Origin of the sequence: Pseudomonas azotoformans (assembly GCF_900103345.1) — a bacterium.
Classification (GTDB): Bacteria; Pseudomonadota; Gammaproteobacteria; order Pseudomonadales; family Pseudomonadaceae; genus Aquipseudomonas; species Aquipseudomonas azotoformans.
In genome coordinates, this window is sequence record NZ_LT629702.1 from 123,964 (window position 1) to 150,797 (window position 26,834).

Below are 26,834 nucleotides of genomic sequence, written 5' to 3' on the forward strand. Positions count from 1 at the left end.
TAGGGGCGTTCTTACCAGGGTTCATTCCAGGGGCGCAGGTCCAGTTCAAAGGTCCAGGCGTCGCGTGGCTGGGTGTGCAGGTACCAGTAGTTATCGGCGATGTGCTCGGGGTTGAGGATGCCGTCCTGGTCCTTGAGTGCGTATTTTTGTGGGAAGTTGTCGCGAATGAAGTCAGTGTCGATGGCGCCGTCGACCACGACATGGGCGACATGGATGTTCCTGGGCCCCAGTTCCCGCGCCATGCTTTGCGCGAGCGCCCGAATGCCGTGCTTGGCCCCGGCGAATGCAGCGAAACCTGCGCCGCCGCGCAATCCGGCGGTGGCGCCGGTGAACAGGATGGTGCCTCGATTGCGCGTGACCATGCGCTTGGCCACCTCGCGTGCGTTCAGGAAGCCGGAGAAGCAGGCCATCTCCCAGATCTTGAAATACTTGCGCGCTGTTTCTTCCAGGATACTGCACGGCACATTGGCGCCGATATTGAACACAAAGGCTTCAATCGGGCCCAGCTCAGTTTCGATCTGTTCGATCAGCGCTATAACGTCTTCTTCTTTACGCGCATCACAGGCAAACCCGTGGGCTTCGCCGCCAGCTGCGTGAATACTGTCCACCAGCGGCTGCAACTTATCGGCGCTGCGACGGGTGACGCAGGCCACGTAGCCTTCGCGGGCGAAGCGTCTGGCAATGGCGCCGCCGGTTGCATCACCGGCACCCACTACCAATACGATTTTTTTATTGTGTGTCATGGCAACTCCGTTGGCTCGATGGTCGAGCAGGAGTTTAGACGCCGTGTCGCGAAGGGCCGGATTTGTATCCGGATTTGATAGGAGCAGTCAGAGATGACTGCTCATTCGATTACTTACAGATGACGATCATACTGCGGCTGGTGTAGCCGGCAGGGTTGAGGCCGAAGGGGTAGTCCCCAGGTTCCTCGGAATTGTCACCGGACTTTGCGATTACTCGGTAGCCCTTGGCGCCACAGGAGTTGGTCGCACTGGTGTAGCACTGCTCCCAGGAAGAGGACAGGCCGGAACAGTTGATATGCAGCCCTTTTTTGCCACGTTTCACTTCTGTCTTGGTGGTCGCGGCACAACCAGCAACGGCCATGACCATTAACAGTATCAAAATTCGCTTCATTCCTATCCTTAATAGCCGCCTTGCAATGCCAGAGGCCGGCTCTACTCGCTCTCGGGTGTAGCGTTCGCGCTGTCCTTGTCGAAGTTCTCCATGAGTGACATTCGTGTGCGGCCTAAACATGGCTTAAATGTGCGGCAAATACCAGAGCTACATTCAAACAGACTTCAATCCGAGGCAACCAAAGGCTTTGGCTCACTGCGCATCGTCACCGTGGCACCTACGGAGGCCAGAATGATGCAAGTGATTGCCAGCCACTGCGCGAATGACAAGTGCTCGTGCAGGAATAACAGACCGGAGAGCGCGCCAAAAGCAGGCTCGATGCTCATAAGAGTGCCGAAGGTGCGGGCAGGGAGGCGCGTCAGTGCAACCATTTCCAAGGTGTAGGGCAGGGCGGTGGACAGAATGGCGACGCCGATGGCGATCGGGATCAGTGCGGGAGTCAGCAATGCGCTGCCGGCGTGGACGATGCCGATAGGTGCAACAAACAATGCGGCGATCATCACCCCAAGGGCGGCGGTCTGGACCCCGTTGTCATTCCCTGCTTTCTGGCCATATAGAATGTAGAGCGCCCAGCACACGCCTGCTCCCAGCGCGTAGGCTGCCCCCAGCAAGTCGATGCCGCTGCTGGCCTCGCCCATCGGGATCAACAAGAGAAGGCCGATGATGGCGAGGGCAATCCACAGGAAGTCGACTGCGCGCCGAGAGGCGTAGATGGCTACCGCGAGGGGGCCGGTGAACTCCAGAGCGACCGCAATCCCCAGGGGCACGCTGCGCAATGACATATAGAAGAGAAAGTTCATGCCACCCAACGCCATCCCGTAGACGATGACGGTGCGTAAGGACTTGGAGGTCAGCTTGGCGCGCCACGGGCGCAACAGCAGCAGCATGATCACGCTGGCGAAAATCAGGCGCAGGGTCGTGGTGCCTTGTGCGCCAACGATAGGGAACATGCTCTTGGCCAGCGAGGCGCCGGACTGGATGGAGGCCATGGCGATCAACAGCAGGCCGACAGGGAACAGTGTCGAGGCCGGGCCGCGGGGTGAGGTGGTCATTGGGGTATTCGTCCGAAGTCATATATAGAGAAGCAAGGGCGCTATGATGCTCAACTGTTTGGTGATGAGCAATATATTGCTCAACTATCCTTTTTAATGCGTTATACAGGGCGAATTTGGAGCGTTTCAGGTTCTTTGATAGAAAAAGCAAATTAAGGGTTGACGGCAGATTCTGGAAGTCTATAATTCGCCCCACTTCCGGCGCAGTCGAAACGGAAAACTCCTTGGTAAACAAAGAGTTACGCAGAATTCGACAGCGACTTGCTTCAGATCATCGAGGCCCAGAAGGAGTTGGTAGAGCAGTGTTGTGTGGCTCTATTAACGTTTCGATCCTCTCGGTCGAAAGCGGAGAAAAAGAGGTGTTGACAGCAGCGTGTAACGCTGTAGAATTCGCCTCCCGCTAACGAGAGATCGGAAGCGCAAGTGGTTGAAGTTGTTGAAGAAATCTTCGAAAACTTCTGAAAATAATCACTTGACAGCAAATGAGGCTGCTGTAGAATGCGCGCCTCGGTTGAGACGAAACATCTTAACCAACCGCTCTTTAACAACTGAATCAAGCAATTCGTGTGGGTGCTTGTGGAGTCAGACTGATAGTCAACAAGATTATCAGCATCACAAGTTACTCCGCGAGAAATCAAAGATGTAACCAACGATTGCTGAGCCAAGTTTAGGGTTTCTTAAAAACCCAAAGATGTTTGAACTGAAGAGTTTGATCATGGCTCAGATTGAACGCTGGCGGCAGGCCTAACACATGCAAGTCGAGCGGTAGAGAGAAGCTTGCTTCTCTTGAGAGCGGCGGACGGGTGAGTAATGCCTAGGAATCTGCCTGGTAGTGGGGGATAACGTTCGGAAACGGACGCTAATACCGCATACGTCCTACGGGAGAAAGCAGGGGACCTTCGGGCCTTGCGCTATCAGATGAGCCTAGGTCGGATTAGCTAGTTGGTGGGGTAATGGCTCACCAAGGCGACGATCCGTAACTGGTCTGAGAGGATGATCAGTCACACTGGAACTGAGACACGGTCCAGACTCCTACGGGAGGCAGCAGTGGGGAATATTGGACAATGGGCGAAAGCCTGATCCAGCCATGCCGCGTGTGTGAAGAAGGTCTTCGGATTGTAAAGCACTTTAAGTTGGGAGGAAGGGTTGTAGATTAATACTCTGCAATTTTGACGTTACCGACAGAATAAGCACCGGCTAACTCTGTGCCAGCAGCCGCGGTAATACAGAGGGTGCAAGCGTTAATCGGAATTACTGGGCGTAAAGCGCGCGTAGGTGGTTTGTTAAGTTGGATGTGAAATCCCCGGGCTCAACCTGGGAACTGCATTCAAAACTGACTGACTAGAGTATGGTAGAGGGTGGTGGAATTTCCTGTGTAGCGGTGAAATGCGTAGATATAGGAAGGAACACCAGTGGCGAAGGCGACCACCTGGACTAATACTGACACTGAGGTGCGAAAGCGTGGGGAGCAAACAGGATTAGATACCCTGGTAGTCCACGCCGTAAACGATGTCAACTAGCCGTTGGAAGCCTTGAGCTTTTAGTGGCGCAGCTAACGCATTAAGTTGACCGCCTGGGGAGTACGGCCGCAAGGTTAAAACTCAAATGAATTGACGGGGGCCCGCACAAGCGGTGGAGCATGTGGTTTAATTCGAAGCAACGCGAAGAACCTTACCAGGCCTTGACATCCAATGAACTTTCTAGAGATAGATTGGTGCCTTCGGGAACATTGAGACAGGTGCTGCATGGCTGTCGTCAGCTCGTGTCGTGAGATGTTGGGTTAAGTCCCGTAACGAGCGCAACCCTTGTCCTTAGTTACCAGCACGTAATGGTGGGCACTCTAAGGAGACTGCCGGTGACAAACCGGAGGAAGGTGGGGATGACGTCAAGTCATCATGGCCCTTACGGCCTGGGCTACACACGTGCTACAATGGTCGGTACAGAGGGTTGCCAAGCCGCGAGGTGGAGCTAATCCCATAAAACCGATCGTAGTCCGGATCGCAGTCTGCAACTCGACTGCGTGAAGTCGGAATCGCTAGTAATCGCGAATCAGAATGTCGCGGTGAATACGTTCCCGGGCCTTGTACACACCGCCCGTCACACCATGGGAGTGGGTTGCACCAGAAGTAGCTAGTCTAACCTTCGGGAGGACGGTTACCACGGTGTGATTCATGACTGGGGTGAAGTCGTAACAAGGTAGCCGTAGGGGAACCTGCGGCTGGATCACCTCCTTAATCGACGACATCAGCTGCTCCATAAGTTCCCACACGAATTGCTTGATTCATTGAAGAAGACGATAAGAAGCAGCCAGAGATGGATGTAGCTTAGTTGGTTAGAGCGCACCCCATGCTCTGTGGTAAAGAGCAGGGTGAGGTCGGCCTTGTAGCTCGAAATTGGGTCTGTAGCTCAGTTGGTTAGAGCGCACCCCTGATAAGGGTGAGGTCGGCAGTTCGAATCTGCCCAGACCCACCAATTTTGTGTGGGAAACGCCTGTAGAAATACGGGGCCATAGCTCAGCTGGGAGAGCGCCTGCCTTGCACGCAGGAGGTCAACGGTTCGATCCCGTTTGGCTCCACCACTACTGCTTCTGAAAGTTTTGAAAGCTTAGAAATGAGCATTCCACCAAGACGGTGATGAATGTTGATTTCTAGTCTTTGATTAGATCGTTCTTTAAAAATTTGGGTATGTGATAGAAAGATAGACTGAACGTTACTTTCACTGGTAACGGATCAGGCTAAGGTAAAATTTGTGAGTTCTCGTAATTGAGAAATTCGAATTTTCGGCGAATGTCGTCTTCACAGTATAACCAGATTGCTTGGGGTTATATGGTCAAGTGAAGAAGCGCATACGGTGGATGCCTTGGCAGTCAGAGGCGATGAAAGACGTGGTAGCCTGCGAAAAGCTTCGGGGAGTCGGCAAACAGACTTTGATCCGGAGATGTCTGAATGGGGGAACCCAGCCATCATAAGATGGTTATCTTGTACTGAATACATAGGTGCAAGAGGCGAACCAGGGGAACTGAAACATCTAAGTACCCTGAGGAAAAGAAATCAACCGAGATTCCCTTAGTAGTGGCGAGCGAACGGGGACTAGCCCTTAAGTGGCTTTGAGATTAGCGGAACGCTCTGGAAAGTGCGGCCATAGTGGGTGATAGCCCTGTACGCGAAAATCTCTTAGTCATGAAATCGAGTAGGACGGAGCACGAGAAACTTTGTCTGAATATGGGGGGACCATCCTCCAAGGCTAAATACTACTGACTGACCGATAGTGAACTAGTACCGTGAGGGAAAGGCGAAAAGAACCCCGGAGAGGGGAGTGAAATAGATCCTGAAACCGTATGCGTACAAGCAGTGGGAGCCTACTTTGTTAGGTGACTGCGTACCTTTTGTATAATGGGTCAGCGACTTATTTTCAGTGGCGAGCTTAACCGAATAGGGGAGGCGTAGCGAAAGCGAGTCTTAATAGGGCGTCTAGTCGCTGGGAATAGACCCGAAACCGGGCGATCTATCCATGGGCAGGTTGAAGGTTGGGTAACACTAACTGGAGGACCGAACCGACTACCGTTGAAAAGTTAGCGGATGACCTGTGGATCGGAGTGAAAGGCTAATCAAGCTCGGAGATAGCTGGTTCTCCTCGAAAGCTATTTAGGTAGCGCCTCATGTATCACTGTAGGGGGTAGAGCACTGTTTCGGCTAGGGGGTCATCCCGACTTACCAAACCGATGCAAACTCCGAATACCTACAAGTGCCGAGCATGGGAGACACACGGCGGGTGCTAACGTCCGTCGTGAAAAGGGAAACAACCCAGACCGTCAGCTAAGGTCCCAAAGTTATGGTTAAGTGGGAAACGATGTGGGAAGGCTTAGACAGCTAGGAGGTTGGCTTAGAAGCAGCCACCCTTTAAAGAAAGCGTAATAGCTCACTAGTCGAGTCGGCCTGCGCGGAAGATGTAACGGGGCTCAAACCATACACCGAAGCTACGGGTATCACGTAAGTGATGCGGTAGAGGAGCGTTCTGTAAGCCTGTGAAGGTGAGTTGAGAAGCTTGCTGGAGGTATCAGAAGTGCGAATGCTGACATGAGTAACGACAATGGGTGTGAAAAACACCCACGCCGAAAGACCAAGGTTTCCTGCGCAACGTTAATCGACGCAGGGTTAGTCGGTCCCTAAGGCGAGGCTGAAAAGCGTAGTCGATGGAAAACAGGTTAATATTCCTGTACTTCTGGTTATTGCGATGGAGGGACGGAGAAGGCTAGGCCAGCTTGGCGTTGGTTGTCCAAGTTTAAGGTGGTAGGCTGAGATCTTAGGTAAATCCGGGATCTTAAGGCCGAGAGCTGATGACGAGTTAACTTTTAGTTAACGAAGTGGTTGATGCCATGCTTCCAAGAAAAGCTTCTAAGCTTCAGGTAACCAGGAACCGTACCCCAAACCGACACAGGTGGTTGGGTAGAGAATACCAAGGCGCTTGAGAGAACTCGGGTGAAGGAACTAGGCAAAATGGCACCGTAACTTCGGGAGAAGGTGCGCCGGTGAGGGTGAAGGACTTGCTCCGTAAGCTCATGCCGGTCGAAGATACCAGGCCGCTGCGACTGTTTATTAAAAACACAGCACTCTGCAAACACGAAAGTGGACGTATAGGGTGTGACGCCTGCCCGGTGCCGGAAGGTTAATTGATGGGGTTAGCTAACGCGAAGCTCTTGATCGAAGCCCCGGTAAACGGCGGCCGTAACTATAACGGTCCTAAGGTAGCGAAATTCCTTGTCGGGTAAGTTCCGACCTGCACGAATGGCGTAACGATGGCGGCGCTGTCTCCACCCGAGACTCAGTGAAATTGAAATCGCTGTGAAGATGCAGTGTATCCGCGGCTAGACGGAAAGACCCCGTGAACCTTTACTATAGCTTTGCACTGGACTTTGAATTTGCTTGTGTAGGATAGGTGGGAGGCTTTGAAGCGTGGACGCCAGTTCGCGTGGAGCCATCCTTGAAATACCACCCTGGCAACTTTGAGGTTCTAACTCAGGTCCGTTATCCGGATCGAGGACAGTGTATGGTGGGTAGTTTGACTGGGGCGGTCTCCTCCTAAAGAGTAACGGAGGAGTACGAAGGTGCGCTCAGACCGGTCGGAAATCGGTCGTAGAGTATAAAGGCAAAAGCGCGCTTGACTGCGAGACAGACACGTCGAGCAGGTACGAAAGTAGGTCTTAGTGATCCGGTGGTTCTGTATGGAAGGGCCATCGCTCAACGGATAAAAGGTACTCCGGGGATAACAGGCTGATACCGCCCAAGAGTTCATATCGACGGCGGTGTTTGGCACCTCGATGTCGGCTCATCACATCCTGGGGCTGAAGCCGGTCCCAAGGGTATGGCTGTTCGCCATTTAAAGTGGTACGCGAGCTGGGTTTAGAACGTCGTGAGACAGTTCGGTCCCTATCTGCCGTGGACGTTTGAGATTTGAGAGGGGCTGCTCCTAGTACGAGAGGACCGGAGTGGACGAACCTCTGGTGTTCCGGTTGTCACGCCAGTGGCATTGCCGGGTAGCTATGTTCGGAATAGATAACCGCTGAAAGCATCTAAGCGGGAAACTAGCCTCAAGATGAGATCTCACTGGAACCTTGAGTTCCCTGAAGGGCCGTCGAAGACTACGACGTTGATAGGTTGGGTGTGTAAGCGCTGTGAGGCGTTGAGCTAACCAATACTAATTGCCCGTGAGGCTTGACCATATAACACCCAAGCAATTTGACTACTCTAACGAGCATCAGATTGCGGTGTGTGAAGACGAAATGAACCGAAAGTTCGACGCTCACAAAACACCGAAAGCTGTCACATACCCAATTTGCTGAAGCGAGGCATAAGCCACGACTCGGTACCCGAATTTCTTGACGACCATAGAGCATTGGAACCACCTGATCCCATCCCGAACTCAGTAGTGAAACGATGCATCGCCGATGGTAGTGTGGGGTTTCCCCATGTGAGAGTAGGTCATCGTCAAGATTAAATTCCAGAACCCCTGATTGCTAACGCAGTCAGGGGTTTTGTTTTGGGCGGTCGAAAAGCCAAGCGCTACTCGCTCCCGATAAATACCGTACCGTTGGGGAAATCGATGCAAAGTGTTTCTGCATTTTTGGTATGGTGCAGCACATTTTCACAGGGATTGATCTTTCACCCGCAGGACGCGGCCTCGACCTTCTTCAACGAGATGCTGTAGAAATGCCTGAACCGATACCCATCAAAGATCACGAAAAAGAAAACCGCCTGGTCAACAAGCGCCTGCTCGCCTGTGCGCTGCTGGTGATTGGCATTTCCTGCGCCCTGGTGGGGCGCATGTACTTCCTGCAGGTCGTGCAGTTCGACTATCACTCCACGATTTCCGAAAACAACCGCGTCCACGTATTACCCATCACGCCGACGCGTGGGCTGATCTACGACCGCAATGGCGTCGTGTTGGCCGACAACCGCCCCAGCTATAACCTGACCATCACCCGTGAGCGCACCACCGACCTCAAGGGCGAGCTGGACGCCATCGTCAGTTTGCTGCACCTGCCCGCCGAAGATCGTGCGGTGTTCGACAAGGCACTAAAGCAGGCACGTCACCCGTTTGTCCCTGTGACATTGTTTTACGAGCTGACCGAAGAGCAGATCGCGCTGCTGGCGGTGAACGAATTCCGTCTGCCAGGGGTTGATGTTGAGCCGCAATTTGTTCGCCACTACCCCCTGGGTGCTCACTTTGCTCATTCCATCGGTTATGTGGGACGGATCAACGAGAAAGAGTCCAAAGCCCTCGATTCGGTGGAGTACCGTGGCACTCAGTCCATCGGCAAGACCGGTATCGAGCGCTTCTACGAATCCGAGCTGCATGGTCACGTGGGCTACGAAGAAGTCGAGACCAACGCCCAGGGCCGCGTGCTGCGCGTGCTCAAGCACACCGATCCGATCCCCGGCAAAAACATCGTACTCAGCCTCGACGTCCACCTTCAGGAAGCGGCGGAAGAAGCCTTGGGCGATCGTCGTGGCTCGGTGGTTGCCCTCGACCCACAAACCGGCGAAGTGCTGGCCATGGTCAGCAAGCCCAGCTTCGACCCTAACCTGTTCGTCACCGGTATCAGCTTCAAGGAATATGCCGCGCTGCATGACTCCATCGACCGGCCGCTGTTCAACCGCGTCCTGCGCGGGCTCTACGCACCGGGCTCGACCATCAAGCCGGAAGTCGCCATCGCCGGCCTCGACAGCGGTGTCGTCACTGCACAGACCCGTGTGTTCGATCCTGGTTACTACCAACTGCCGGATTTCGACCACAAATACCGCAACTGGAACCACAGCGGTGATGGATGGGTAGACATGGACGCCGCCATCATGCGCTCCAACGACACCTACTTTTACGATCTGGCCCACAAGCTAGGCATCGATCGCCTGCACGACTACCTGGCTGAGTTCGGCCTGGGTCAGAAAGTGTCGCTGGACATGTTTGAGGAGTCAGCCGGCTTGATGCCATCCCAGGCCTGGAAGCGCGCCACTCGCCGCCAACCCTGGTTCCCGGGTGAGACGGTGATCCTCGGTATCGGTCAGGGCTACATGCAGGTCACGCCGCTGCAGCTGGCCCAAGCCACCGCGCTGATTGCCAACAAAGGCGTGTGGAACCGACCGCACTTGGCCAAGACCATCAACGGCGTGCCACCGGTGGATGAAAACCCGATGCCCAATGTGGTCCTCAAAGACCCACGTGATTGGGAACAGGTTAACCATGGCATGCAATTGGTGATGCACGACCCACGCGGCATTGCCCGCGCTGCCGCACAAGGCGCGCAGTACCGTATCGCCGGCAAGAGTGGTACCGCACAGGTGGTGGCGATCAAGCAAGGCGAGCGCTACAACCGTGAAAAGACCCTGGAGCGCCACCGCGACAACGCCTTGTTCGTCGGTTTCGCGCCGGCCGAACACCCGAAAATCGTGATTTCGGTAATGATCGAAAACGGTGAAGCCGGCGGGCGGGTTGCTGGGCCGGTGGTGCGTCAGATCATGGACGCCTGGTTGCTTGACCAGGAAGGCCACCTGAAGCCGCAATATGCAACGCCGGCCAAAGCACCAGGAGACCCGAAGGTTTAAATCATGCTTTCCACTCCTCCCATTGCTCTATGCCTTCATAGGCAAGCCAGGGCACATCATGGGCCGTCCAGATGTGCGTGGTGGGCCTGACGCCCGGATCATCATCCAGCGTCGCCACCCGCACAATGACGTGGGGTTGATGCTCACGTTCGGCCATCAGGTGTGAGCCGCAACGCGAGCAGAAATGCCTGAGCTTGCCCGGCGACGATTCGAAAGATGCCAGCAACTCCACGCCCTGGGTCCAGCGAAAGTGTTCGCGCATCACTCCGGCTGTTGTGACAAATGCCGCTGCATGCACCTTGCGGCAGCTGTCGCAGTGGCAGTGGCTGATCGGCATGTCCAGACGCCTCACCTGGTACCGCACGCCCTTGCAGAAGCAACTTCCATTCAATGGGTCAGTCATAACGTAATTGCCGGTAAGGAAGGGGCCATCATCATTGCTTACAATCCTAGGTTGCGCATTGGTCGATGTCGCCTACTGTCAATGGAGGAGGTGACTTATGCATGTATTGGATCGAATCGAACGGAAAGTCCTGCTCAACGCTTCACGTAGACAGGTGTGGGACGCCCTCACCGATGCCGAGCAATTCGGCCATTGGTTTGGTATCGCCCTCGAAGGCAAAGCCTTTGTTGCCGGGCAAACCATCGAGGCACCTATCACCTATCCGGGTTATGAACATGTGATCTGGAAGGCCAGGATCGAACGCATCCTGCCGCAAACGTTGTTCTCTTTCTGGTGGCACCCCTTCGCGGTCGAGGCGGGCGTCGACTACGACCAGGAAACCCCGACACTGGTGGAGTTCACCGTTGAAGACCGTGCACCGGGCATTTTGCTGCGGGTGGTCGAGTCCGGCTTTGACGCGGTGCCCGAAGCACGTCGGCAAAAGGCCTTCAAGATGAACTCACGCGGGTGGGACGAGCAAATGGGCAACATCGAAAACTACCTGAGCCAGGCCCGACAGGCTTGACCCCAGCGGGCATCAATGCGTGATGCCCGCCTCTTTGCACCGTACTCAGCCTTCGTGAGCGGTGGTGATCTCCAAGGTGTCGGTAAACGTTACCAGGACACTCTGCCCGACTTTCAGGTCTTTGAGGCCGGCGCGAATCTCCGGCTTCTCCACATTCAACACCTTCGTCGCACCGGCAGGGTTCTCCAGGGTGACCTGGTTTTTCTTCAGGTCGATATGGGTGATCTTCAGTTGCACCTGCACCTGGCGGAAAGCTGCACCGCCTGGGTTGGGATTGTCGGCGGTGGCGCGGATCACGCCGGTTTTTTCGCTGGCATCCGGTCGGCTCTTGTCCACATCGGTGTCCAGCACCGCCGCAACCGAGTGAGTGGTCAGCACCTTGACCTGGTCACCGACCTTGAGGTTGCCTAGGTCCTTGGCGGCATCGGTAAGTTGCACATGCACTTCACGCCCCTCGGCACCGGCCAGCACCACCTGATGTTTGGCCGCATCGACGGCCAACACTTTTGTAGTGACTTCATCGGCTTCCAGGGATTTGGACAGCGGGATATCGGCGGCGTGAGCGACCAGGTTGCCGGCGGACAGAAGGGTGGCCAGTGCAATTGCCTGGCGCAGGGAACGGGATAGCTTCATTGAAGGGACTTCCATGTGAGAGGAGCCCTGAGTCTAGTGGTGAGCCGGCGATGCGCAAATTCGCTGACTCACCTTGGTGTAACGCGTTTAGAAGTCCACAGTCGCCGACAACTTGGCAACACGCGGGTCGCCCTGGCTCAGGAAACCGCCCTGGGCCGATTCCCAGTACTTCGCGTTGGCGACGTTCTCCACGGTGGCGCCGAGGGTGACATCACGCTGGGCCACCTTGAAGTTGTAGCGCGCGCCCACGTCGAAGCGGTTCCACGTCGGCAAGCTCAAGTTATTGGCGGCGTCGGCATACTGCCCGCCCGTGCGCAGCCAGCGGCCATTGAGGGTTACGCCTTGCAGGCCAGGCACATCCCAATCCACATCGGCGTTGAGCTGGAACGAAGGCACGCCGATCGCACGGTTGCCGTCGTTGGCACCGTTTTGCGTGTCCTTGAGTTCGGTCTTCATCACCGTCACACCGCCCAGCAAACGCAGGCCGCTGAGGGGTTCGCCGAAGACGTTCAGTTCCACGCCTTTGTTGATTTGCAGGCCTTCACGCACATAGCGCGCTGTAGTCGCATCGATGACCTGAACGTAGCCGGCCCCAGGCTGTTCGATACGGTATACACCCAGCGTCGCGCCATAGGTGCCCATGTCCACTTTCACACCCGCTTCGATTTGTTTGGAGCGAGCAGGCGCAAACGCCTGGCCGCCGCCGATGATCGTCCGGTTGCCCGAGTTGACCGGCGACGTCGGGCCTTGCGCCAGGCCTTCGATGCGGTTGGCGTAGAAAGACACATGTTGCCACGGTTTGAACACCAGGCCGTAGACTGGCGTGGTAATTGATTCGTCATAGTTGGAAGTGCGCGTACCGCTCATGTAGTTGTAAGCCTGTACCACCATCTGCTGGCGGCGCGCGCCCAACGTGACCAACAGGCGGTCATCGAAAAAGCCCAGGGTGTCGGACACTGCTGCGCTGCGCACGAATGTTTTGCCTGTAATGGTCGGGTCACTGAAGTCAGTGCCTGGCGTATTGCGCGGGTTGTTCAGGGTGGGCGGAGCGCCGGTCACAGGGTCGTAGATATTGGTGCGGGTGGCCGTCGACGAGGCGTTGAACACATAGGCATTGCGTGCCTGGGTCCAGATACCGGCCAGGCCGAAGTTGAGCCGATGGCTCACAGGGCCGGTCTGGAACCTGCCGTTCAACCCGCCCATTAAGCTGCGGTTGTCTTCTTCGTGGGCGATGGTCGAGCGGCTTGCCAGGGCATTACCGCTGTTGTCCGTCAGCGTGACCGACGAGTAGCGCCCCATTTCCCGGGTGTGCTTGGCACCGCCTGCTGCGTAGGCCGTCCAGTTCTCGTTCAGGTCATACTCGGCGCGCAGCATGCCCAGGGTGTCTTCGAGGTTGGTGCTGCTCCAGCTCGGCGCGTAGTTGGTGTCGGCCGAAGGCGCATCCGGCACATGGGTGGCCGTGCCCAGGAATACCGAGTTACGCCCACCGTTGATGCGCTGCTTCTGATACACAAAATCACTGGACAGGCGCAACGCATCACCGCGGTAGTCCAGGCCCACGGTGAACAGCTTCGAGCGCTGATTTTCATCATCGATGCCGGTATCGCCTTCGCGCTGGGACAGGTTCACGCGTGCACCAAACTGGTTGTCCTCGCCGAAGCGCTGGCCAATATCCAGGTGCTCGCCCACCCGGCCATTGCTGCTGATATCGGTGCTGAATCGACGCAGTGGCAGGTCATCGGCGCGCTTGGGTTGCAGGTTCACACCGCCGCCGATCCCCGAGCCGGTCGGAGTCACACCATTGATGAAAGCATTCGGCCCCTTGAACACTTCCACACGCTCCAGGGCGTCGGTGGACATAATCTGACGCGGCAGGATGCCGTACAGACCGTTAAAGGACATATCGTCGCCGGTGAGCGGCAGGCCACGGATCATGAAGGTCTGTGACTGATTGGCGAAGCCAGACGCCTGGCGCACCGACGAGTCATTGAGCAGTACATCGCCGATCGTTTCGGCCTGCCGGTCGCGAATCAATTTCTCGGTGTAGGAGGACATGCTGAACGGCACGTCCATGATGTCCTGGTTGCCCAGCACCCCCAGCTGACCGCCACGTGCCACTTGGCCGCCGGCGTAAACGGGGGGCAGGGCGCCTGGCGCAGGGGCGTCGGCGCTGATAGTGGTGGCGCCCAGTTCCAGCGTGCCGGTTTCCTGGCTGGCGTGAGCCGAGAGGCTCAGGGAACAGCACAGGGCGAGCAGGGTGGGGCGATACGGCACAGCGAATCGGGTACGGGCGGGCATGGTCGATCCTGACGGTGAACCGTCAACGGTGAGGGAAAGGGCAACAATGGTTGCGCTTCCTCACTGCGCCGATACGACTCCGGTGCAAATGATAGTAATTATTATTAACGTCGTGCAACAATTTTGTGAGATTAAGGTCTGCGCGCATTGATGCCGAGTAGAATCACGCCCTGAAAGCGATTCCTGAGGTGCGGTACGGTGGATTTACAGCAGGGTTTTGTCCTGACCCGGCATTGGCGCGATACCCCGGCGGGCACGGAGGTCAGTTTCTGGCTGGCCACCGACCAGGGCCCGAAGTTTATCCGCCTACCCGTGCAGACCTCGGTGATGTTCATCCCCGAAGCCCATCGCAAGCCGCTGGATTGGCTGCTCAAGGGCGAGCGCGATATCGAACTGCGGCCGTTGCAGTTGTGCGATTTCCATCATCGCCCGGTCCTGGGCCTGTACACCCGCCAGCACCGCCAGGCCATGGACGTGGAAAAACGCCTGCGCGCTGCGGGCGTCGACGTGTACGAGGGCGACGTGCGCCCACCCGAGCGCTACATGATGGAGCGCTTCATCACCGCGCCGGTGTGGTTCGGCGGCACCCCCGACGCCACCGGCGTACTCTGCGAGGCGCAGATGAAACCCGCGCCCGACTACCGCCCACTGCTGAAACTGGTGTCCCTCGACATCGAGACCACCGCCCAGGGCGACCTCTACTCCATCGCCCTCGAAGGCTGCGGCGAACGCCAGGTGTACATGCTCGGCCCGCCGAACAAAGCCGATGCGGTGGACTTCAAGCTCGACTACTGCGACACCCGCGCCCAACTGCTCGAACGTCTCAACGCATGGCTCGCCGAGCACGACCCCGACGCGATCATCGGCTGGAACCTGGTGCAATTCGACCTGCGTGTGCTCCACGAACATGCCCAGCGCCTCAACGTGCCGCTCATGCTCGGGCGTGGCGACGAGCCGATGGCCTGGCGCGAACACGGCAGCCGTAACCACTACTTCGCGGCGGCAGCGGGACGCTTGATCATCGATGGCATCGAAGCCCTGCGCTCAGCTACGTGGAGCTTCGAATCCTTCAGCCTGGAAAACGTCGCGCAAACCCTGCTTGGCGAAGGCAAGGACATCTCCACGCCGTACCAGCGCATGGACGAAATCAACCGCATGTTCGCCGAGGACAAGCCCGCCCTGGCGCGTTACAACCTCAAGGACTGCGAGCTGGTCACGCGGATTTTCGCCAAGACCGAACTGCTCAAGTTCCTGCTGGAACGCGCCAGCGTCACCGGCTTGCCGGCCGACCGCAACGGCGGTTCCGTCGCCGCGTTCACCCATTTGTACCTGCCGTTGATGCACCGCCAGGGCTTCGTCGCGCCGAACCTGGGCGACAAACCACCCCAGGCCAGCCCGGGCGGTTTTGTCATGGACTCACGGCCCGGCCTCTACGAATCGGTGCTGGTGCTTGATTACAAAAGCCTCTACCCGTCGATCATCCGCAGCTTCCTGATCGACCCGGTCGGCCTGATCGAAGGCCTCAAGCACCCCGACGACAGCGCATCGGTGGAAGGCTTTCGCGGCGCGCGGTTTTCCCGCACCCGACATTGCTTGCCGTCCATCGTCGCACGGGTCTCCGAAGGTCGCGAAGTGGCCAAGCGCGAACATAACGCGCCGCTGTCCCAGGCTTTGAAAATCATCATGAACGCCTTCTACGGTGTGCTCGGCTCCAGCGGTTGCCGGTTCTTCGATACACGGCTGGCGTCGTCGATCACGATGCGTGGGCACCAGATCATGCGCCAGACCCGCCAACTGGTCGAAGCCCAAGGCTACGAGGTGATCTACGGTGACACCGACTCCACCTTCGTCTGGCTCGGCAAAACGCATAGCCAAGCGGAGGCCGGCCGCATCGGCCAGGCGTTGGTCCAGCACGTCAACGACTGGTGGCGCGAGCACCTGCACAATGAATTCGGCCTGCAAAGCGCCCTGGAACTGCAATACGAAACTCACTTCACGCGCTTCCTCATGCCGACCATCCGTGGCGCGGAGGAGGGCAGCAAAAAGCGCTACGCCGGCCTGGTGGTGCGCAGCGATGGCAGCGAGGACATGGTCTACAAAGGCCTGGAAACCGTACGCAGCGACTGGTCGCCCCTGGCCCGCCGTTTCCAGCAGGAACTTTACCAGCGCATCTTCCACCGCCAGCCGCACCAGGACTACATCCGCGACTACGTGCGCCGCACCCTGAGCGGCGAGTTCGATGAGTTGCTGATCTACCGCAAACGCCTGCGTCGCCGGTTGGACGACTACGAACGCAACGTGCCGCCCCATGTGCGCGCCGCGCGCCTGGCCGATGAGTACAACGACCGCTTGAACCGCCCGCGCCAGTACCAGCGCGGCGGCTGGATCAGCTACGTGATCAGCGTCAACGGCCCCGAGCCGTTGGAGGTGCGACAAGCGCCCATCGATTACGATCACTACGTCACCCGGCAATTGCAGCCGGTGGCCGATGCGATACTGCCGTTCGTGAATGACGATTTCAGCACCTTGGTCGGCGGGCAAATGGGCCTGTTTTAAAACGCTTGATTCGTCCGTGTGCGAGCCTGCACTCTTGGTCACTGACGACCACCCTGACGGCGCAGCCCCCATGACCGAACTTACCTTGACCGGCACCACGGTCGAACTCCTGCCCCTGCAACGGGCACACAAGGCCGCCTTGCTCGAGGCCGCCGCCGATGGCGAATTGTGGAACCTCAAGGTCACCAACGTGCCGGGTCCGGACACGGTCGACCAGTACATCGACACCGCCCTGGCCGGGCGCGATGCCGGTAGCGTGATCCCGTTCACCCTGGTGCGCCGCGACACCGGCCAGGTGGTCGGCAGCACACGGTTCTGGAAGGTCGACCGGGTCAATCGCAAACTGGAAATCGGCCACACCTGGCTGGCGCTGTCCACCCAGAAAAGCGCCATCAACACCGAAGCCAAGCTGTTGCTGCTGACCTACGCGTTCGAAGTGCTCGACTGCGTGCGTGTGCAATTCACCACCGATGAACTCAACGAAAAGTCCCGTGCCGCGATCCTGCGTCTTGGCGCCGTGCAGGAAGGTATCGTGCGTCACGAGCGCATCATGCCCGACGGGCGCAAGCGCAACTCGGTGCGCTTCAGCATCATCGATTCGGAATGGCCGCAGGTAAAAGCCAACCTGCAGGCCAAACTGCAACGCTAGGAGGAAAGGTCCATGTACACGCTCTACGGCATCGACGAATCCGGCTCCTGCATGATCGAAATCGCCCTGCAGCGCTGTGCGGTGCCGTGGCGCCGGGTCGACGCAGCTTCCTGGGCAGAGGGCGAGGGCAGTGACGAGCTGGCCCGGATCAACCCGCTCAAACAGGTGCCCACCCTGGTGACCCCGGACGGCCAGGTGCTGACGGAAAGCGCAGCGATCCTGATCCACCTGGGCCTGGAATTTCCTGCCTCCCACCTGTTGGCCGGCAATCGCGCGCAGATCATTCGCGGCCTGGTGTACATCGCCGCCAATTGCTACTCGGCCATCGGCATCATCGACTACCCGCAACGCTGGCTCGGCAACGTCAGCGAAACCGTGCAGGCCCAGCTTGTCACGGGCACCCGACGCTACCTGCACCAGGCCTGGGTGCTGTTTGCCGATCAGTTTGCCGAGCAGTTGTTTGGCCCGGACAACACCCCGAATGCACTGGGCTTGATGGCGGCCGCCGTGTCGCGCTGGGATGAGGCACGCGACGCGTTGAACGGCCTCGCGCCAGGCTTTGCCCAGAGTTTGGCGCAGGTGGACGCCGACCCCATCGTCGCGCCTGTATTTGCTCGGCATTGGCCGGAGTGGAAGGTCTCATGATGTTTCCGCAATCAGTGGAAACAATGACAGTCGCAGCCACCAAACCCTTGCGTAGCGGGCGTCCTGACCTACGCTTTCTTAAAGTGATGTAGGAATCATCCTTGAATTTGACTGTCGCAGACATGAAACTCAAGAACCCTGCATGGAATTCAAAGGAGGTGCGCATGCTCATCCGGTCGCTGACCCTGGCTACCTTGATGGCTTTTACGGGGCCGCTGTTGGCTGCTGATGATATCAACCCGCTCAAGCAGGACTTGGGCAAGGCCCGACCGCTGGTGGTGGTGGAGCTTGACTCCGGCAACGCCACGTTGGCCGAGCTGAAGAAACAGCTGGACGAGCCTGCGACCAAGCAGTCCTTTGAAGAACGCAGCATGGTGTTCTACACCGTGAAGTTCGGCAGCATCGGTGCCGAAGGCGAGAAATTCGCCAAGGACCCCAAGGACAGCAAGAAACTCACGCCGCCGGAAACCAACGCGCTGATCCGTGCCCTCAAACTGGGCGCCGGCAGCGGCACCAAAGTGATCCTGGTGGGCAAGGACGGTGAGAAAAAACTCGAGAAGACCGTACCGCCGGATACCCTCGACCTGAAGGCATTCTTCAGCGCCATCGACCAGATGCCGATGGCCGAGAAAGAAACCGCTGCACCGGCCGAGCCTGAACCCGCTGCCGCACCAGCAGAGAAGCAGGGTGCCAAGGCTGGCACCAAACCTGGCAAGCCCGCCAAGCATGCAGCGCCGCAACCATTGGATGACTGACCCTGTGCGGGAGCCGGGCAACTGGCTCCCGCAGCAGAAACTTGCAGTAACGGCTCTACGAAGAATATGATAACCGTTATCATTTACGCCTTATTCTTCGCGCGCGACCTCCATGTCTTCGACTCCTGCGGTAAGCCCCACTGAACTGGCCACTCTGTACCGCCAGCAACATCGCTGGTTGCAGCGATGGCTGTGGCGTCGTTTGAACTGCTCGCAGAGCGCCGCCGACCTGGCCCAGGACACCTTCTTGCGGCTGCTGGCGAAGAACCAGCCCATTGAAATCCAGGCGCCGCGCAGCTTCCTGGCGAAAGTGGCGCAAAGCGTGCTGTCCAACCACTTCCGTCGGCAGAAACTGGAAAAAGCCTACTTGCAGGCCCTGGCCCTGGTGCCGGAAGACGCCGTGCCCAGCGCCGAAACCCAGTGGATCCTCCTCGAAACCCTGATGGCCCTCGATGAAGTGCTCAGCCGCCTGGCCTTGCCCGTGCGTCAGGCCTTCCTGTGGTCGCAGCTCGATGGCCTGAGCCACGGCGAGATCGCCGAACGCCTCGGTACCAGCATCACCACGGTCAAACGTTACATCGTCAAGGCGGGTGCACAATGCATCCTGCTGGACAGCCAGCGGTCATGAATCCGTCGCCGTTGTCGATCGAGGTCGCCGAGCAGGCGATGCACTGGCAGCTGGAGCTGCAGGCGCCGGACGTCAGCGAACAAACCCGCGCCGAATGGCAGTGCTGGCGCGAGCAGGACCCCGCCCATGAACAGGCCTGGCAGCATTCCCAGCGATTTTTCCAGCGTTTGCAGGATGTGCGCACACCGACCCATCAAGCCTTGGCCCGCGCGACGCTGTTGCCGGCGTTGTCTCGTCGCCACGTCGTCAAGCACCTCGCCGTGTTGCTGGCGGCAGGTACCGTCGCCTGGAGTATCAAGGACGCGGAGCTGCTGCAACCCTGGACCAGCGACTTCAGCACCACCGTCGGCGAGCAGTGGCGCATAGGCTTGGCGGACAACACCCAAGTGCAGCTCAATACCGACACTGCCATCGACGTGAAATACACCGCGGATGTACGCCAGATCCATGTGCTGCGTGGTGAGATCCTGGTAGACCCCAACCCTACGGATATCCGCCCGCTGTGGGTGAAAACCGCCGAAGGCCTGACCCGTGCGATCAGTGGTCGCTTCAGTGTGCGCCAGCGCGATGGTTTTACCCAATTGGGCGCAGACCAGAGCGCGCTGTCGGCACAGATCCCGTCGCGCAGCCTGGTGCTGCAGGCGGGCGAACTCGCCAGTTTTGATGCCCATACCTTGCTCGCCCTCCGCCCGCAACGGGACGGTGAACTGGCGTGGAGCCGTGGCATGATCGTCGCCCAAGGCATGCGCCTGGAGGCGTTCCTCGAAGAGCTGAGCCGCTACCGTCGCGGGCGCCTGGCTTGTGATCCCGCCGTGCGCGGCCTACGCGTATCCGGCACCTATCCGCTGTCCGACACCGACCGGATTCTCGCCGCGCTGGCGCAAACCCTGAAGCTGGATGTGCAGCATTTCACCCGTTTCTGGGTCACCCTCAAGCCGCGCCAGAAGCTTGTGTGAATTTATTTCGCGCTTGGGTGGTCCGTTTGCGAATCTCACGAGACTTATATCCCCAGACACTACCTTCACTGGGGAATAGGGCATGCAGCCGCGCACACCGAAGAAAAACATACGCTTGAAGACATCATTGGCCCTTGCCGTCATGCAGGGCATTGCCAGCGTCACTGTGGCCATACCGCTGTTGCTGGCGTCGGCCTGGGTGCACGCAGCACCGCAAGTGGCGTTCGACATTCCGCCAGGCCCGCTGGCAGAGGCGCTCAACCGGTTCGGCCAGGCCAGCCAGATCCTGCTGTCCTACCCGGCCGCGCTCACCGAGGGCCAGACCAGCCCAGGCCTGCGCGGGCGGCATGACCTGGATACCGGCCTGGCTATCCTGCTCAGTGCCAGCAATCTGCAAGCCGTGCATGGCAGCGGCAACACCTACTCACTGGAGCCGCGCCCGAGCGATGGCGCATTGCAGCTGGGCACCGTGTCCATTTCGGGCAAGGCACCCGGCTCTACCACCGAGGGCACGGGCTCCTACACCACGCAGTCCTCCAGCAGTTCGACGCGCCTGAACCTGACGCCCCGGGAAACCCCGCAGTCGCTCACCGTGATGACCCGCCAGCGCCTGGATGACCAGCGTCTCACCAACCTCACTGACACTCTCGACGCCACCCCCGGCATCATCGTATTGCGCGATGGCCTGGGGTCGGAGAGCGATAGTTATTTCTCGCGCGGCTTCCAGGTCCAGAACTTCGAAATCGACGGCGTGCCCACCGCCACACGCATGGACAACTACACCCAGAGCATGGCCATGTATGACCGGGTCGAAATCGTGCGCGGTGCCACCGGCCTGATCAGCGGCATGGGCAACCCGGCGGCCACCATCAACCTGATCCGCAAGCGTCCGACCGCCGAGGCGCGCGCCAGCGTGACGGCCGAAGGCGGTACTTGGGATCGCTATGGCACGGGCCTGGACGTCTCCGGCCCGCTGACCGAAACCGGCAATGTGCGCGGGCGCCTGGTCGCGGACTACAAGACCGAACACGCCTGGATCGACCGCTACAAGCAGGAAACCCAGCTGCTCTACGGCATCACCGAGTTCGACCTCAGCGAAGACACGCTGCTTACCCTGGGCTTCAGCTACCTGCGCACCGACGTCGATTCGCCGGCGCGTTCCGGTTTGCCCACACGCTTTACCGACGGTTCGCGCACTAACCTCAGCCGCTCTCTGAACACCGCGCCGGCCTGGTCCTACAACGACCATGAGCAGACCAGCTTCTTCACCGCCATCGAGCACAAGTTCGACAGCGGCTGGAGCGCCAAGGCCGAATTCACCCACACCGAAAATCAGTTCGACGAAGTCTTCAACTACGTCAACGGTTCCCTCAATTCGGATGGCAGCGGTACCTCCCAGTTGCCGGTGCGCTTCTCCGGTACGCCGCGCCAGGACAACCTCGACCTCTACGCCACCGGCCCCTTTGACCTGCTCGGGCGTGAGCACGAGCTGATTGCGGGCGTCACCTTGTCCAAATACAAGGAAAGCGTGCCGAGTTACGGCGGCTGGCATTACGACTATTCCGGCTCGCCGGCCGGTGCCATCGACAACCTGTTCAACTGGGATGGTCAGTCGGTCAAGCCCGCATTCAACGTGACCGGTAAATCCTCGGTGGAAGAGCACCAATATGCCGCCTACCTGAGCACGCGGCTGCGGGTCACCGACGACCTGAGCGTGATCCTCGGCAGCCGCGTGATCGACTGGAAGCGCGAAACCGAAGATCGCCCCTACGGCGGCACGGCGACTAGCACCGACGAATCGGAAACCGGCGTCTACATTCCTTACGCCGGTGTGGTGTATGACATCACCGACAACTGGTCGGCCTACGCCAGCTACACCAAGATCTTCAATCCCCAGGCCAGCTGGGTCCGCGATATCAATAACAAGGCGCTGCCGCCGATGGAGGGCAAAGGGTATGAGGTCGGCCTCAAAGGCACCTTCTTTGACGAACGATTGAACACCAGCCTGGCGCTGTTCAAGCTGGAGCAGGACAATCTGGCCATCTGGATCGACACCCCGGGCGGCAACACCTATCGCAACGAGCAGGGCACTACCACCGAAGGCGTGGAGATGGAGCTCAACGGCGAGCTGGCTGAAGGCTGGCAAGCTTCCGCCGGCTATGCCTATGCGGTGAGTACCGATGCCGACGACAAACGCATCGTCACGACGTTGCCGCGCCAGAGCCTGAAGACCTTCACTTCCTATCGCTTGCCCGGTGAGTTCAACAAGCTCACCGTGGGCGGCGGAGTGAACTGGCAGAGCAAGGTCGGCGAAGACCTGCACACCTTCAGCCAGGGCAGCTATGCCATCACTAACCTGCTGGTGCGCTACGACCTGACGCCCGAGCTGAGCGCTTCAGTGAACCTCAATAACCTGTTCGACCGCGAGTACTTCAGCTACGCCGGCAACCACGGCATGTACGGGGCGCCGCGCAACCTGATGACCAGTGTCAAATACGATTTCTGACGCAATGATTGAGCGGCGCCCTCAAGGCGCCGTTTTTGCGACAGGCGCCTTGCGCACCGGAAACGGAAAGTAGAAAAACCGCAAAAACGCCACCCGCTTGATCACTTCCCCGATCAACAACGGCACCACCACCGCCACCACAAACCCCACGCAGGCCGCGACAAACGCGTGCAGGCCCAAGCGCTCCATCAGGTCGAAGGTCTTGTGCTGGATCTCGCCGTGGAAGATCAGCAGGATCAAGGTGTTCTGACCGATGTAGGTCATGGCCCGCGTGATCCAGGTCGACACCATCAGCACCCGCGACAGCGCCCAGCAGGCGTACACGCCGATCACGGCCGGCAGGGTGGTCCAGAACCAGTGGTCGTAGCGTCGCTGCGCCAGGTCCATGGTGTCCCAGGTGAAGGTGAACACGGCCACGAACAATGCGATTGAAATCAACAGTGTCAGCCAGGAGCCTGCGTGGGTGCGCAGCCAGTCACGCAGCAGGTAGCCGACAATGAAATAAGTGCTGCTGATCAAGGTGATATCCAGGCTGAACGGCAGGCCCGGCAGCACCCAGGTTTGCCCGCCGAACGCTACTGGCAACTGCCAGAACCACGGCAGCATCCAGACGCCCACAATCAACTGCAGCGTTACCAGCGCGCAACTGAGCAACAGTGACAGCTTCAGGCGCTGGATCAGGCGCAGCATCACCCAACTGAACAGGATCGCCACCCAGAAGTGCGGCAGGAACCACAGCGCCTGCCACGGAATGGTATCCACCGAGGCGTACAGCACACCGCCGATATCTGGCAACAGCGGCTGGCCACGCAGAATGCTGCGCACGATCACATAGGTGAGCATGGTGAAGAAAAACGGTTTGAGCAGGCCATCGGCCTTGCGTATCGCCATCTCCACGAACGGCTGCTCAGGCTTGAAGAACACCCCGGACAAAAAGAAGAACAGCGGCAAGATGAAGGACGCCAGCACCGGGTACAGCAAGTCCGGCGAAGTGGCGACGAACCAGCTGTGGGCAAACACGATCACCAGGATGCCGATGCCTTTGGCAATGTCCATTTGAATCCAACGATGCTTCACCTGATCACCCTCCGTCTAAATCCCGCACCCACAGAAAACCTCATGCCTTGCGCCACGGCCTCAGCCACAGCCCCATCCCCAGCAACACCGCCACGCCGGCCAGGGTGCTCAGCCCCAGTTGCAGCCACACGCCTTCAACCCGAAACAGCGCCAACGCCGCCGCGCCCATCAGCACAGTGCTGAGCAGCCAATGTCGCGCCCAGGGCAGCGCGGCGAGCAATGCCTGGCGCTGCATCAGCAGCAACGCGGTGCAGAGCACTCCGGCCAGCGCAGCCAGCGGAATCCCGGCCAGGCCGAACACAAACGGCAGCACGCCCAGCAACGCCACATTGACCAGGCTGCCGAGCAATTCACAACGCAATGGCTGGCGTGTATCGCCCGCAGCGTAGGCGTAGCGTGCGAGCAACGCGTTCCAGGCGCCGAACACCAGTGGCACGGCAAACCAGGCCAGCAGCAGCGGCAACGGCGAGTCCAGCGATTGTTTGGGCAGCAGCAACGCCACCAGGCTCGGCGCCGCCGCCACCAGGCCGACCCCGGCGGGCAGGGTCAGCACGCTGGCGGTTTCCAGGCCACGCTTGAGCAGGGCCAGCCGCTCATCGCCCTGGCGCCGACTCATCATGCCCAGCAACACCTGGTTAAGGCTCATCAACGCAATCAGCGGCAGGTTCATCAACTTGCGGGCCAGGTTGACCCAGGTCACCGCACCTTCGCCCAGCAGGGACGCCACCAGCCGTTCGATCAAGGCCAGGCCCTGGCTGGCGCCGTTGCTCAACAGCAGCGGGCCGATGCGTTGGCCCAACTCCCGCAGTGGCGCCCACGACCGCTGCCAGTGCCACGGCCGCCAGCCCTGGCGCCACATCGACGGCAGCAACGCCAACGGCATCAACAGGCTGCCGGCCAGGCAGGCCAGGGCCAATGAGTGAGGTTGAGTGGCGGTGCCGGCCAGCGCGAGGTAGGTCACCGGCGGCAGGTTGAACAGCAACGACCCCAAGCCCGCCAACACAAAACGTTCGCTGGCCTGCAATGGAATGCTGAACAGCGCATGCAGCATCAACCCCGGCACGCACCAGGCGACAATCTGCAGGTTGCTGCTGGCGAGCGCCGTGGCACTGGTCGCCAGGCCCGGCCCGAGCAGTTGCACCAGCCACGGCGCCAATAAGGTCAGCAGCAGGCTGGTGATCAGCGCGATCAACAACAACGCCGGGAACAACACCGCCAGCCAGCCCAGCCGCTCGTCGTCCTTGCGGGCCAGGTACAGCGGCAGCGCCGCCGCACTCAGCACACCGCCGGCCAACGACATGCGCAGCGCCTCCGGCAAAAATAGCGCGATCAGGAACGCATCACTGCGCTCGCCGGCGCCCCAGGCCGCCACCAGCAACCATTCGCGGGCGAAACCCAGGCACAGACCGAGTAGCGTCGCCAGCGTCAGCCATGCGGCAGAGCCCAGCATCAGGGCCGTACGCCATCGGGCAGCGATTTGCGTTGCACTACGCTTTTCACCTGCGGCAGGCGCGCCGGAAACAGACGCCGCGCTTCCAGCACATTAATGCCCACCATCAGCCAGAACAGCGCGACCATCACCACGGCAAAGCTGAAGTAGTGGTCAAACAGGCCGCTGACCAGCGCTGAGAGAATCCCGGCGGTGGTGCCCAGCCACAGCGCGTTGTCCTTGGTCAGGCGGATCGGGCCGTTTTCCGGACGCGCTTCACGCCACCAGCGTACGGTCACCGCCACGAAGAACAGCATGCCGACAATGCCGGTCTTGTAAATGAAGTTCAGCCACAGGTTGGAGATGCCCAGCAAGTGCGTGTCGGGTACGGGCGGGTCGACCTTGAAGCCGATACCGAACGGATACGCGGCCACCGCCTGCGGAAACATGCGGTACTCGTCGAAACGCACTTCGGTACTGGCGTTGCTCGACGAAAAAATCGTCGCCAGGCGCTCCTGCAACGGCGGATACGCGATCACCAGTGCGACGGTCAGCGCCGCGCCGATCATCAGCAGGCGCCCGGTGTACGGCACTCGGCGCGTGGCCATCCACAGCAGCACCAACGCCAGGCTGACCATCGCGCCACGGCTACTGGCCAGCAGCAAGGCGGCGGCGCCCAGGCACGCCACGCCCAGGCCCAGCGCGCGTTTCCAGCCTTGCTCGGTCATACCGAAGCAGAACGCCAGGGGCAGCAGCAGCGCCATGATCCCGCCGATGGCATTCGGGTGCATCCACGGCGAGCCCATGCGCGACGACATTGCCTCCAGGCCGAATTTGAGCATGTCGAAGTTGCCGTAGTTGAACAGCGCCAGCACCGGTGCAATGCCGGCCCCGGAGCGTGTGCGCACGAACACCGCAATCGACAGCACCAGCATCGCCAGGCTGCCCAGCAGCAGGGCGATCACCAGGGATTCGCGGTGCTTGTGGTCCACCAGCAACTTGGCGCAGAGGAACACCGCCGACAGGCTCAGCAACCAGCGCAGCCAGTTGGCCACGCCGCTGGTGTCGGCGTGAATGGTGACCTGGCCGACGATGAACGGGAACACGCTGAACAGCATCAGCCACAACAGCATCTGATCGGTGGGGCGGCGGGCGAGGCTTGGCGTATCCGGCAGGCGCGCCAGAAAGTTGTGCCACAGCACCGCGCCCCAGGTCAGCGCTAGGATCGCTTCGCTGACGGTACTGCGAATGCCCAGGTTAATCGTGGAGTACGGCATGAACGTGGCGACCAGGGCGAACAGCACCAGGCCCCAGAACGGAAAGCGCAGGATGGTCACCGCACCGGCCAGGCCGATCACGGCGAGGAACGCCTTGGCCGGCGACAACAGCAGGGCGACGGCACCAAATAGCAGGCCGAAGAGAATGGCGACGAGGCTGGGCAGGTTCACG

Annotated in this window: 18 protein-coding genes, 2 tRNA genes and 3 rRNA genes; 14 read left to right on the top strand and 9 right to left on the bottom strand. The window is 59.3% G+C overall.

What is annotated here, in order from left to right; genetic code table 11:
• Positions 1-11 precede the first annotated feature (11 nt).
• The 3 genes from BLR69_RS00630 to rhtA form a co-directional block, all read right to left on the bottom strand.
• On the bottom strand, positions 12-743 hold the full coding sequence (locus tag BLR69_RS00630; RefSeq protein WP_071496134.1) for an SDR family oxidoreductase: 732 nt from the start codon (positions 741-743) through the stop codon (positions 12-14).
• Between the two features lie 109 nt (positions 744-852).
• On the bottom strand, positions 853-1,134 hold the full coding sequence (locus BLR69_RS00635) for a hypothetical protein (RefSeq protein ID WP_058426920.1): 282 nt from the start codon (positions 1,132-1,134) through the stop codon (positions 853-855).
• Between the two features lie 164 nt (positions 1,135-1,298).
• The gene (gene rhtA, locus BLR69_RS00640) at positions 1,299-2,186 is read right to left on the bottom strand and encodes a threonine/homoserine exporter RhtA (RefSeq protein ID WP_071496133.1); all 888 of its coding nucleotides are present in this window, start codon (positions 2,184-2,186) and stop codon (positions 1,299-1,301) included.
• Positions 2,187-2,883: 697 nt separating this feature from the next.
• Here rhtA and BLR69_RS00650 point away from each other — a divergent pair.
• The 6 genes from BLR69_RS00650 (at position 2,884) to mrdA (ending at position 10,285) form a co-directional block, all read left to right on the top strand.
• Positions 2,884-4,420 (top strand): 16S ribosomal RNA (locus tag BLR69_RS00650).
• A 161-nt stretch (positions 4,421-4,581) separates the two neighbouring features.
• Positions 4,582-4,658, top strand: a tRNA-Ile gene (locus BLR69_RS00655).
• 30 nt (positions 4,659-4,688) lie between these two features.
• Positions 4,689-4,764 (top strand) — tRNA-Ala (locus BLR69_RS00660).
• A gap of 249 nt (positions 4,765-5,013) precedes the next feature.
• A 23S ribosomal RNA gene (locus BLR69_RS00665) occupies positions 5,014-7,905 on the top strand.
• A gap of 155 nt (positions 7,906-8,060) precedes the next feature.
• Positions 8,061-8,176: ribosomal RNA gene (gene rrf / locus BLR69_RS00670) — 5S ribosomal RNA — on the top strand.
• The 16S, 23S and 5S rRNA genes sit together here with 2 tRNA genes alongside, the layout of an rRNA operon.
• Before the next feature lie 216 nt (positions 8,177-8,392).
• Positions 8,393-10,285, top strand: a complete 1,893-nt coding sequence (mrdA, locus tag BLR69_RS00675; RefSeq protein ID WP_071495186.1) for a penicillin-binding protein 2 — start codon at positions 8,393-8,395, stop codon at positions 10,283-10,285.
• A gap of 1 nt (position 10,286) precedes the next feature.
• Here the strand turns inward: mrdA and BLR69_RS00680 are convergent, their stop codons facing one another.
• Complete coding sequence (locus BLR69_RS00680) at positions 10,287-10,688, bottom strand: GFA family protein (RefSeq protein ID WP_071495185.1); 402 nt, start codon at positions 10,686-10,688, stop codon at positions 10,287-10,289.
• A gap of 97 nt (positions 10,689-10,785) precedes the next feature.
• Here BLR69_RS00680 and BLR69_RS00685 point away from each other — a divergent pair, with 97 nt between their 5' ends.
• Positions 10,786-11,253 (top strand): SRPBCC family protein, encoded by a 468-nt coding sequence (locus BLR69_RS00685; RefSeq protein ID WP_071495184.1) that lies wholly within the window; start codon positions 10,786-10,788, stop codon positions 11,251-11,253.
• A 45-nt stretch (positions 11,254-11,298) separates the two neighbouring features.
• Here the strand turns inward: BLR69_RS00685 and BLR69_RS00690 are convergent, their stop codons facing one another.
• Both BLR69_RS00690 and BLR69_RS00695 read right to left on the bottom strand, forming a co-directional pair.
• On the bottom strand, positions 11,299-11,886 hold the full coding sequence (locus tag BLR69_RS00690; RefSeq protein ID WP_071495183.1) for a hypothetical protein: 588 nt from the start codon (positions 11,884-11,886) through the stop codon (positions 11,299-11,301).
• Positions 11,887-11,973: 87 nt separating this feature from the next.
• Positions 11,974-14,184 (bottom strand): TonB-dependent receptor, encoded by a 2,211-nt coding sequence (locus tag BLR69_RS00695; RefSeq protein WP_071495182.1) that lies wholly within the window; start codon positions 14,182-14,184, stop codon positions 11,974-11,976.
• A 198-nt stretch (positions 14,185-14,382) separates the two neighbouring features.
• On the opposite strand from BLR69_RS00695, the gene BLR69_RS00700 reads away from it, so the two are divergent.
• The 7 genes from BLR69_RS00700 (at position 14,383) to BLR69_RS00730 (ending at position 22,879) form a co-directional block, all read left to right on the top strand.
• Entirely contained in the window at positions 14,383-16,740 is a 2,358-nt protein-coding gene (locus BLR69_RS00700; RefSeq protein ID WP_071495181.1) for a DNA polymerase II, read from the top strand.
• A gap of 70 nt (positions 16,741-16,810) precedes the next feature.
• Positions 16,811-17,389, top strand: coding sequence for a GNAT family N-acetyltransferase (locus tag BLR69_RS00705; protein WP_058426854.1), 579 nt, complete (start codon positions 16,811-16,813; stop codon positions 17,387-17,389).
• Between the two features lie 12 nt (positions 17,390-17,401).
• Positions 17,402-18,034, top strand: coding sequence for a glutathione S-transferase N-terminal domain-containing protein (locus BLR69_RS00710; RefSeq protein WP_071495180.1), 633 nt, complete (start codon positions 17,402-17,404; stop codon positions 18,032-18,034).
• Positions 18,035-18,198: 164 nt separating this feature from the next.
• Complete coding sequence (locus BLR69_RS00715; protein WP_071495179.1) at positions 18,199-18,789, top strand: DUF4174 domain-containing protein; 591 nt, start codon at positions 18,199-18,201, stop codon at positions 18,787-18,789.
• 112 nt (positions 18,790-18,901) lie between these two features.
• A complete protein-coding gene (locus tag BLR69_RS00720; RefSeq protein ID WP_071495178.1) occupies positions 18,902-19,417 on the top strand; it encodes a sigma-70 family RNA polymerase sigma factor in 516 nt (171 codons plus the stop codon).
• Positions 19,414-20,373 carry a FecR domain-containing protein gene (locus tag BLR69_RS00725; protein WP_071495177.1) on the top strand — a complete coding sequence of 320 codons (960 nt, stop codon included), beginning with the start codon at positions 19,414-19,416 and terminating at the stop codon, positions 20,371-20,373. The genes BLR69_RS00720 and BLR69_RS00725 overlap by 4 nt, the downstream gene beginning before the upstream one ends.
• 142 nt (positions 20,374-20,515) lie before the next feature.
• A complete protein-coding gene (locus tag BLR69_RS00730) occupies positions 20,516-22,879 on the top strand; it encodes a TonB-dependent siderophore receptor (RefSeq protein ID WP_071495201.1) in 2,364 nt (787 codons plus the stop codon).
• Positions 22,880-22,900: 21 nt separating this feature from the next.
• Here BLR69_RS00730 and BLR69_RS00735 read toward each other — a convergent pair whose 3' ends face one another.
• The 3 genes from BLR69_RS00735 to BLR69_RS00745 form a co-directional block, all read right to left on the bottom strand.
• Entirely contained in the window at positions 22,901-23,935 is a 1,035-nt protein-coding gene (locus BLR69_RS00735) for an acyltransferase family protein (protein WP_071495176.1), read from the bottom strand.
• A 61-nt stretch (positions 23,936-23,996) separates the two neighbouring features.
• Entirely contained in the window at positions 23,997-25,406 is a 1,410-nt protein-coding gene (locus BLR69_RS00740; RefSeq protein ID WP_071495175.1) for a lipid II flippase MurJ, read from the bottom strand.
• On the bottom strand, positions 25,406-26,833 hold the full coding sequence (locus BLR69_RS00745; RefSeq protein WP_071495200.1) for an O-antigen ligase family protein: 1,428 nt from the start codon (positions 26,831-26,833) through the stop codon (positions 25,406-25,408). Before BLR69_RS00745 ends, BLR69_RS00740 begins: the two co-directional genes overlap by 1 nt.
• Between the last annotated feature and the right edge of the window lies 1 nt (position 26,834).

Coding starts and splice junctions, on each gene's coding strand:
- BLR69_RS00630 (WP_071496134.1), bottom strand. CDS start 743: ATGACACACAATAAAAAAATCGTATTGGTAGTGGGTGCCGGTGATGCA.
- BLR69_RS00635 (WP_058426920.1), bottom strand. CDS start 1,134: ATGAAGCGAATTTTGATACTGTTAATGGTCATGGCCGTTGCTGGTTGT.
- rhtA (WP_071496133.1), bottom strand. CDS start 2,186: ATGACCACCTCACCCCGCGGCCCGGCCTCGACACTGTTCCCTGTCGGC.
- mrdA (WP_071495186.1), top strand. CDS start 8,393: ATGCCTGAACCGATACCCATCAAAGATCACGAAAAAGAAAACCGCCTG.
- BLR69_RS00680 (WP_071495185.1), bottom strand. CDS start 10,688: ATGACTGACCCATTGAATGGAAGTTGCTTCTGCAAGGGCGTGCGGTAC.
- BLR69_RS00685 (WP_071495184.1), top strand. CDS start 10,786: ATGCATGTATTGGATCGAATCGAACGGAAAGTCCTGCTCAACGCTTCA.
- BLR69_RS00690 (WP_071495183.1), bottom strand. CDS start 11,886: ATGAAGCTATCCCGTTCCCTGCGCCAGGCAATTGCACTGGCCACCCTT.
- BLR69_RS00695 (WP_071495182.1), bottom strand. CDS start 14,184: ATGCCCGCCCGTACCCGATTCGCTGTGCCGTATCGCCCCACCCTGCTC.
- BLR69_RS00705 (WP_058426854.1), top strand. CDS start 16,811: ATGACCGAACTTACCTTGACCGGCACCACGGTCGAACTCCTGCCCCTG.
- BLR69_RS00710 (WP_071495180.1), top strand. CDS start 17,402: ATGTACACGCTCTACGGCATCGACGAATCCGGCTCCTGCATGATCGAA.
- BLR69_RS00715 (WP_071495179.1), top strand. CDS start 18,199: ATGCTCATCCGGTCGCTGACCCTGGCTACCTTGATGGCTTTTACGGGG.
- BLR69_RS00720 (WP_071495178.1), top strand. CDS start 18,902: ATGTCTTCGACTCCTGCGGTAAGCCCCACTGAACTGGCCACTCTGTAC.
- BLR69_RS00725 (WP_071495177.1), top strand. CDS start 19,414: ATGAATCCGTCGCCGTTGTCGATCGAGGTCGCCGAGCAGGCGATGCAC.
- BLR69_RS00730 (WP_071495201.1), top strand. CDS start 20,516: ATGCAGGGCATTGCCAGCGTCACTGTGGCCATACCGCTGTTGCTGGCG.
- BLR69_RS00735 (WP_071495176.1), bottom strand. CDS start 23,935: ATGGACATTGCCAAAGGCATCGGCATCCTGGTGATCGTGTTTGCCCAC.
- BLR69_RS00740 (WP_071495175.1), bottom strand. CDS start 25,406: ATGCTGGGCTCTGCCGCATGGCTGACGCTGGCGACGCTACTCGGTCTG.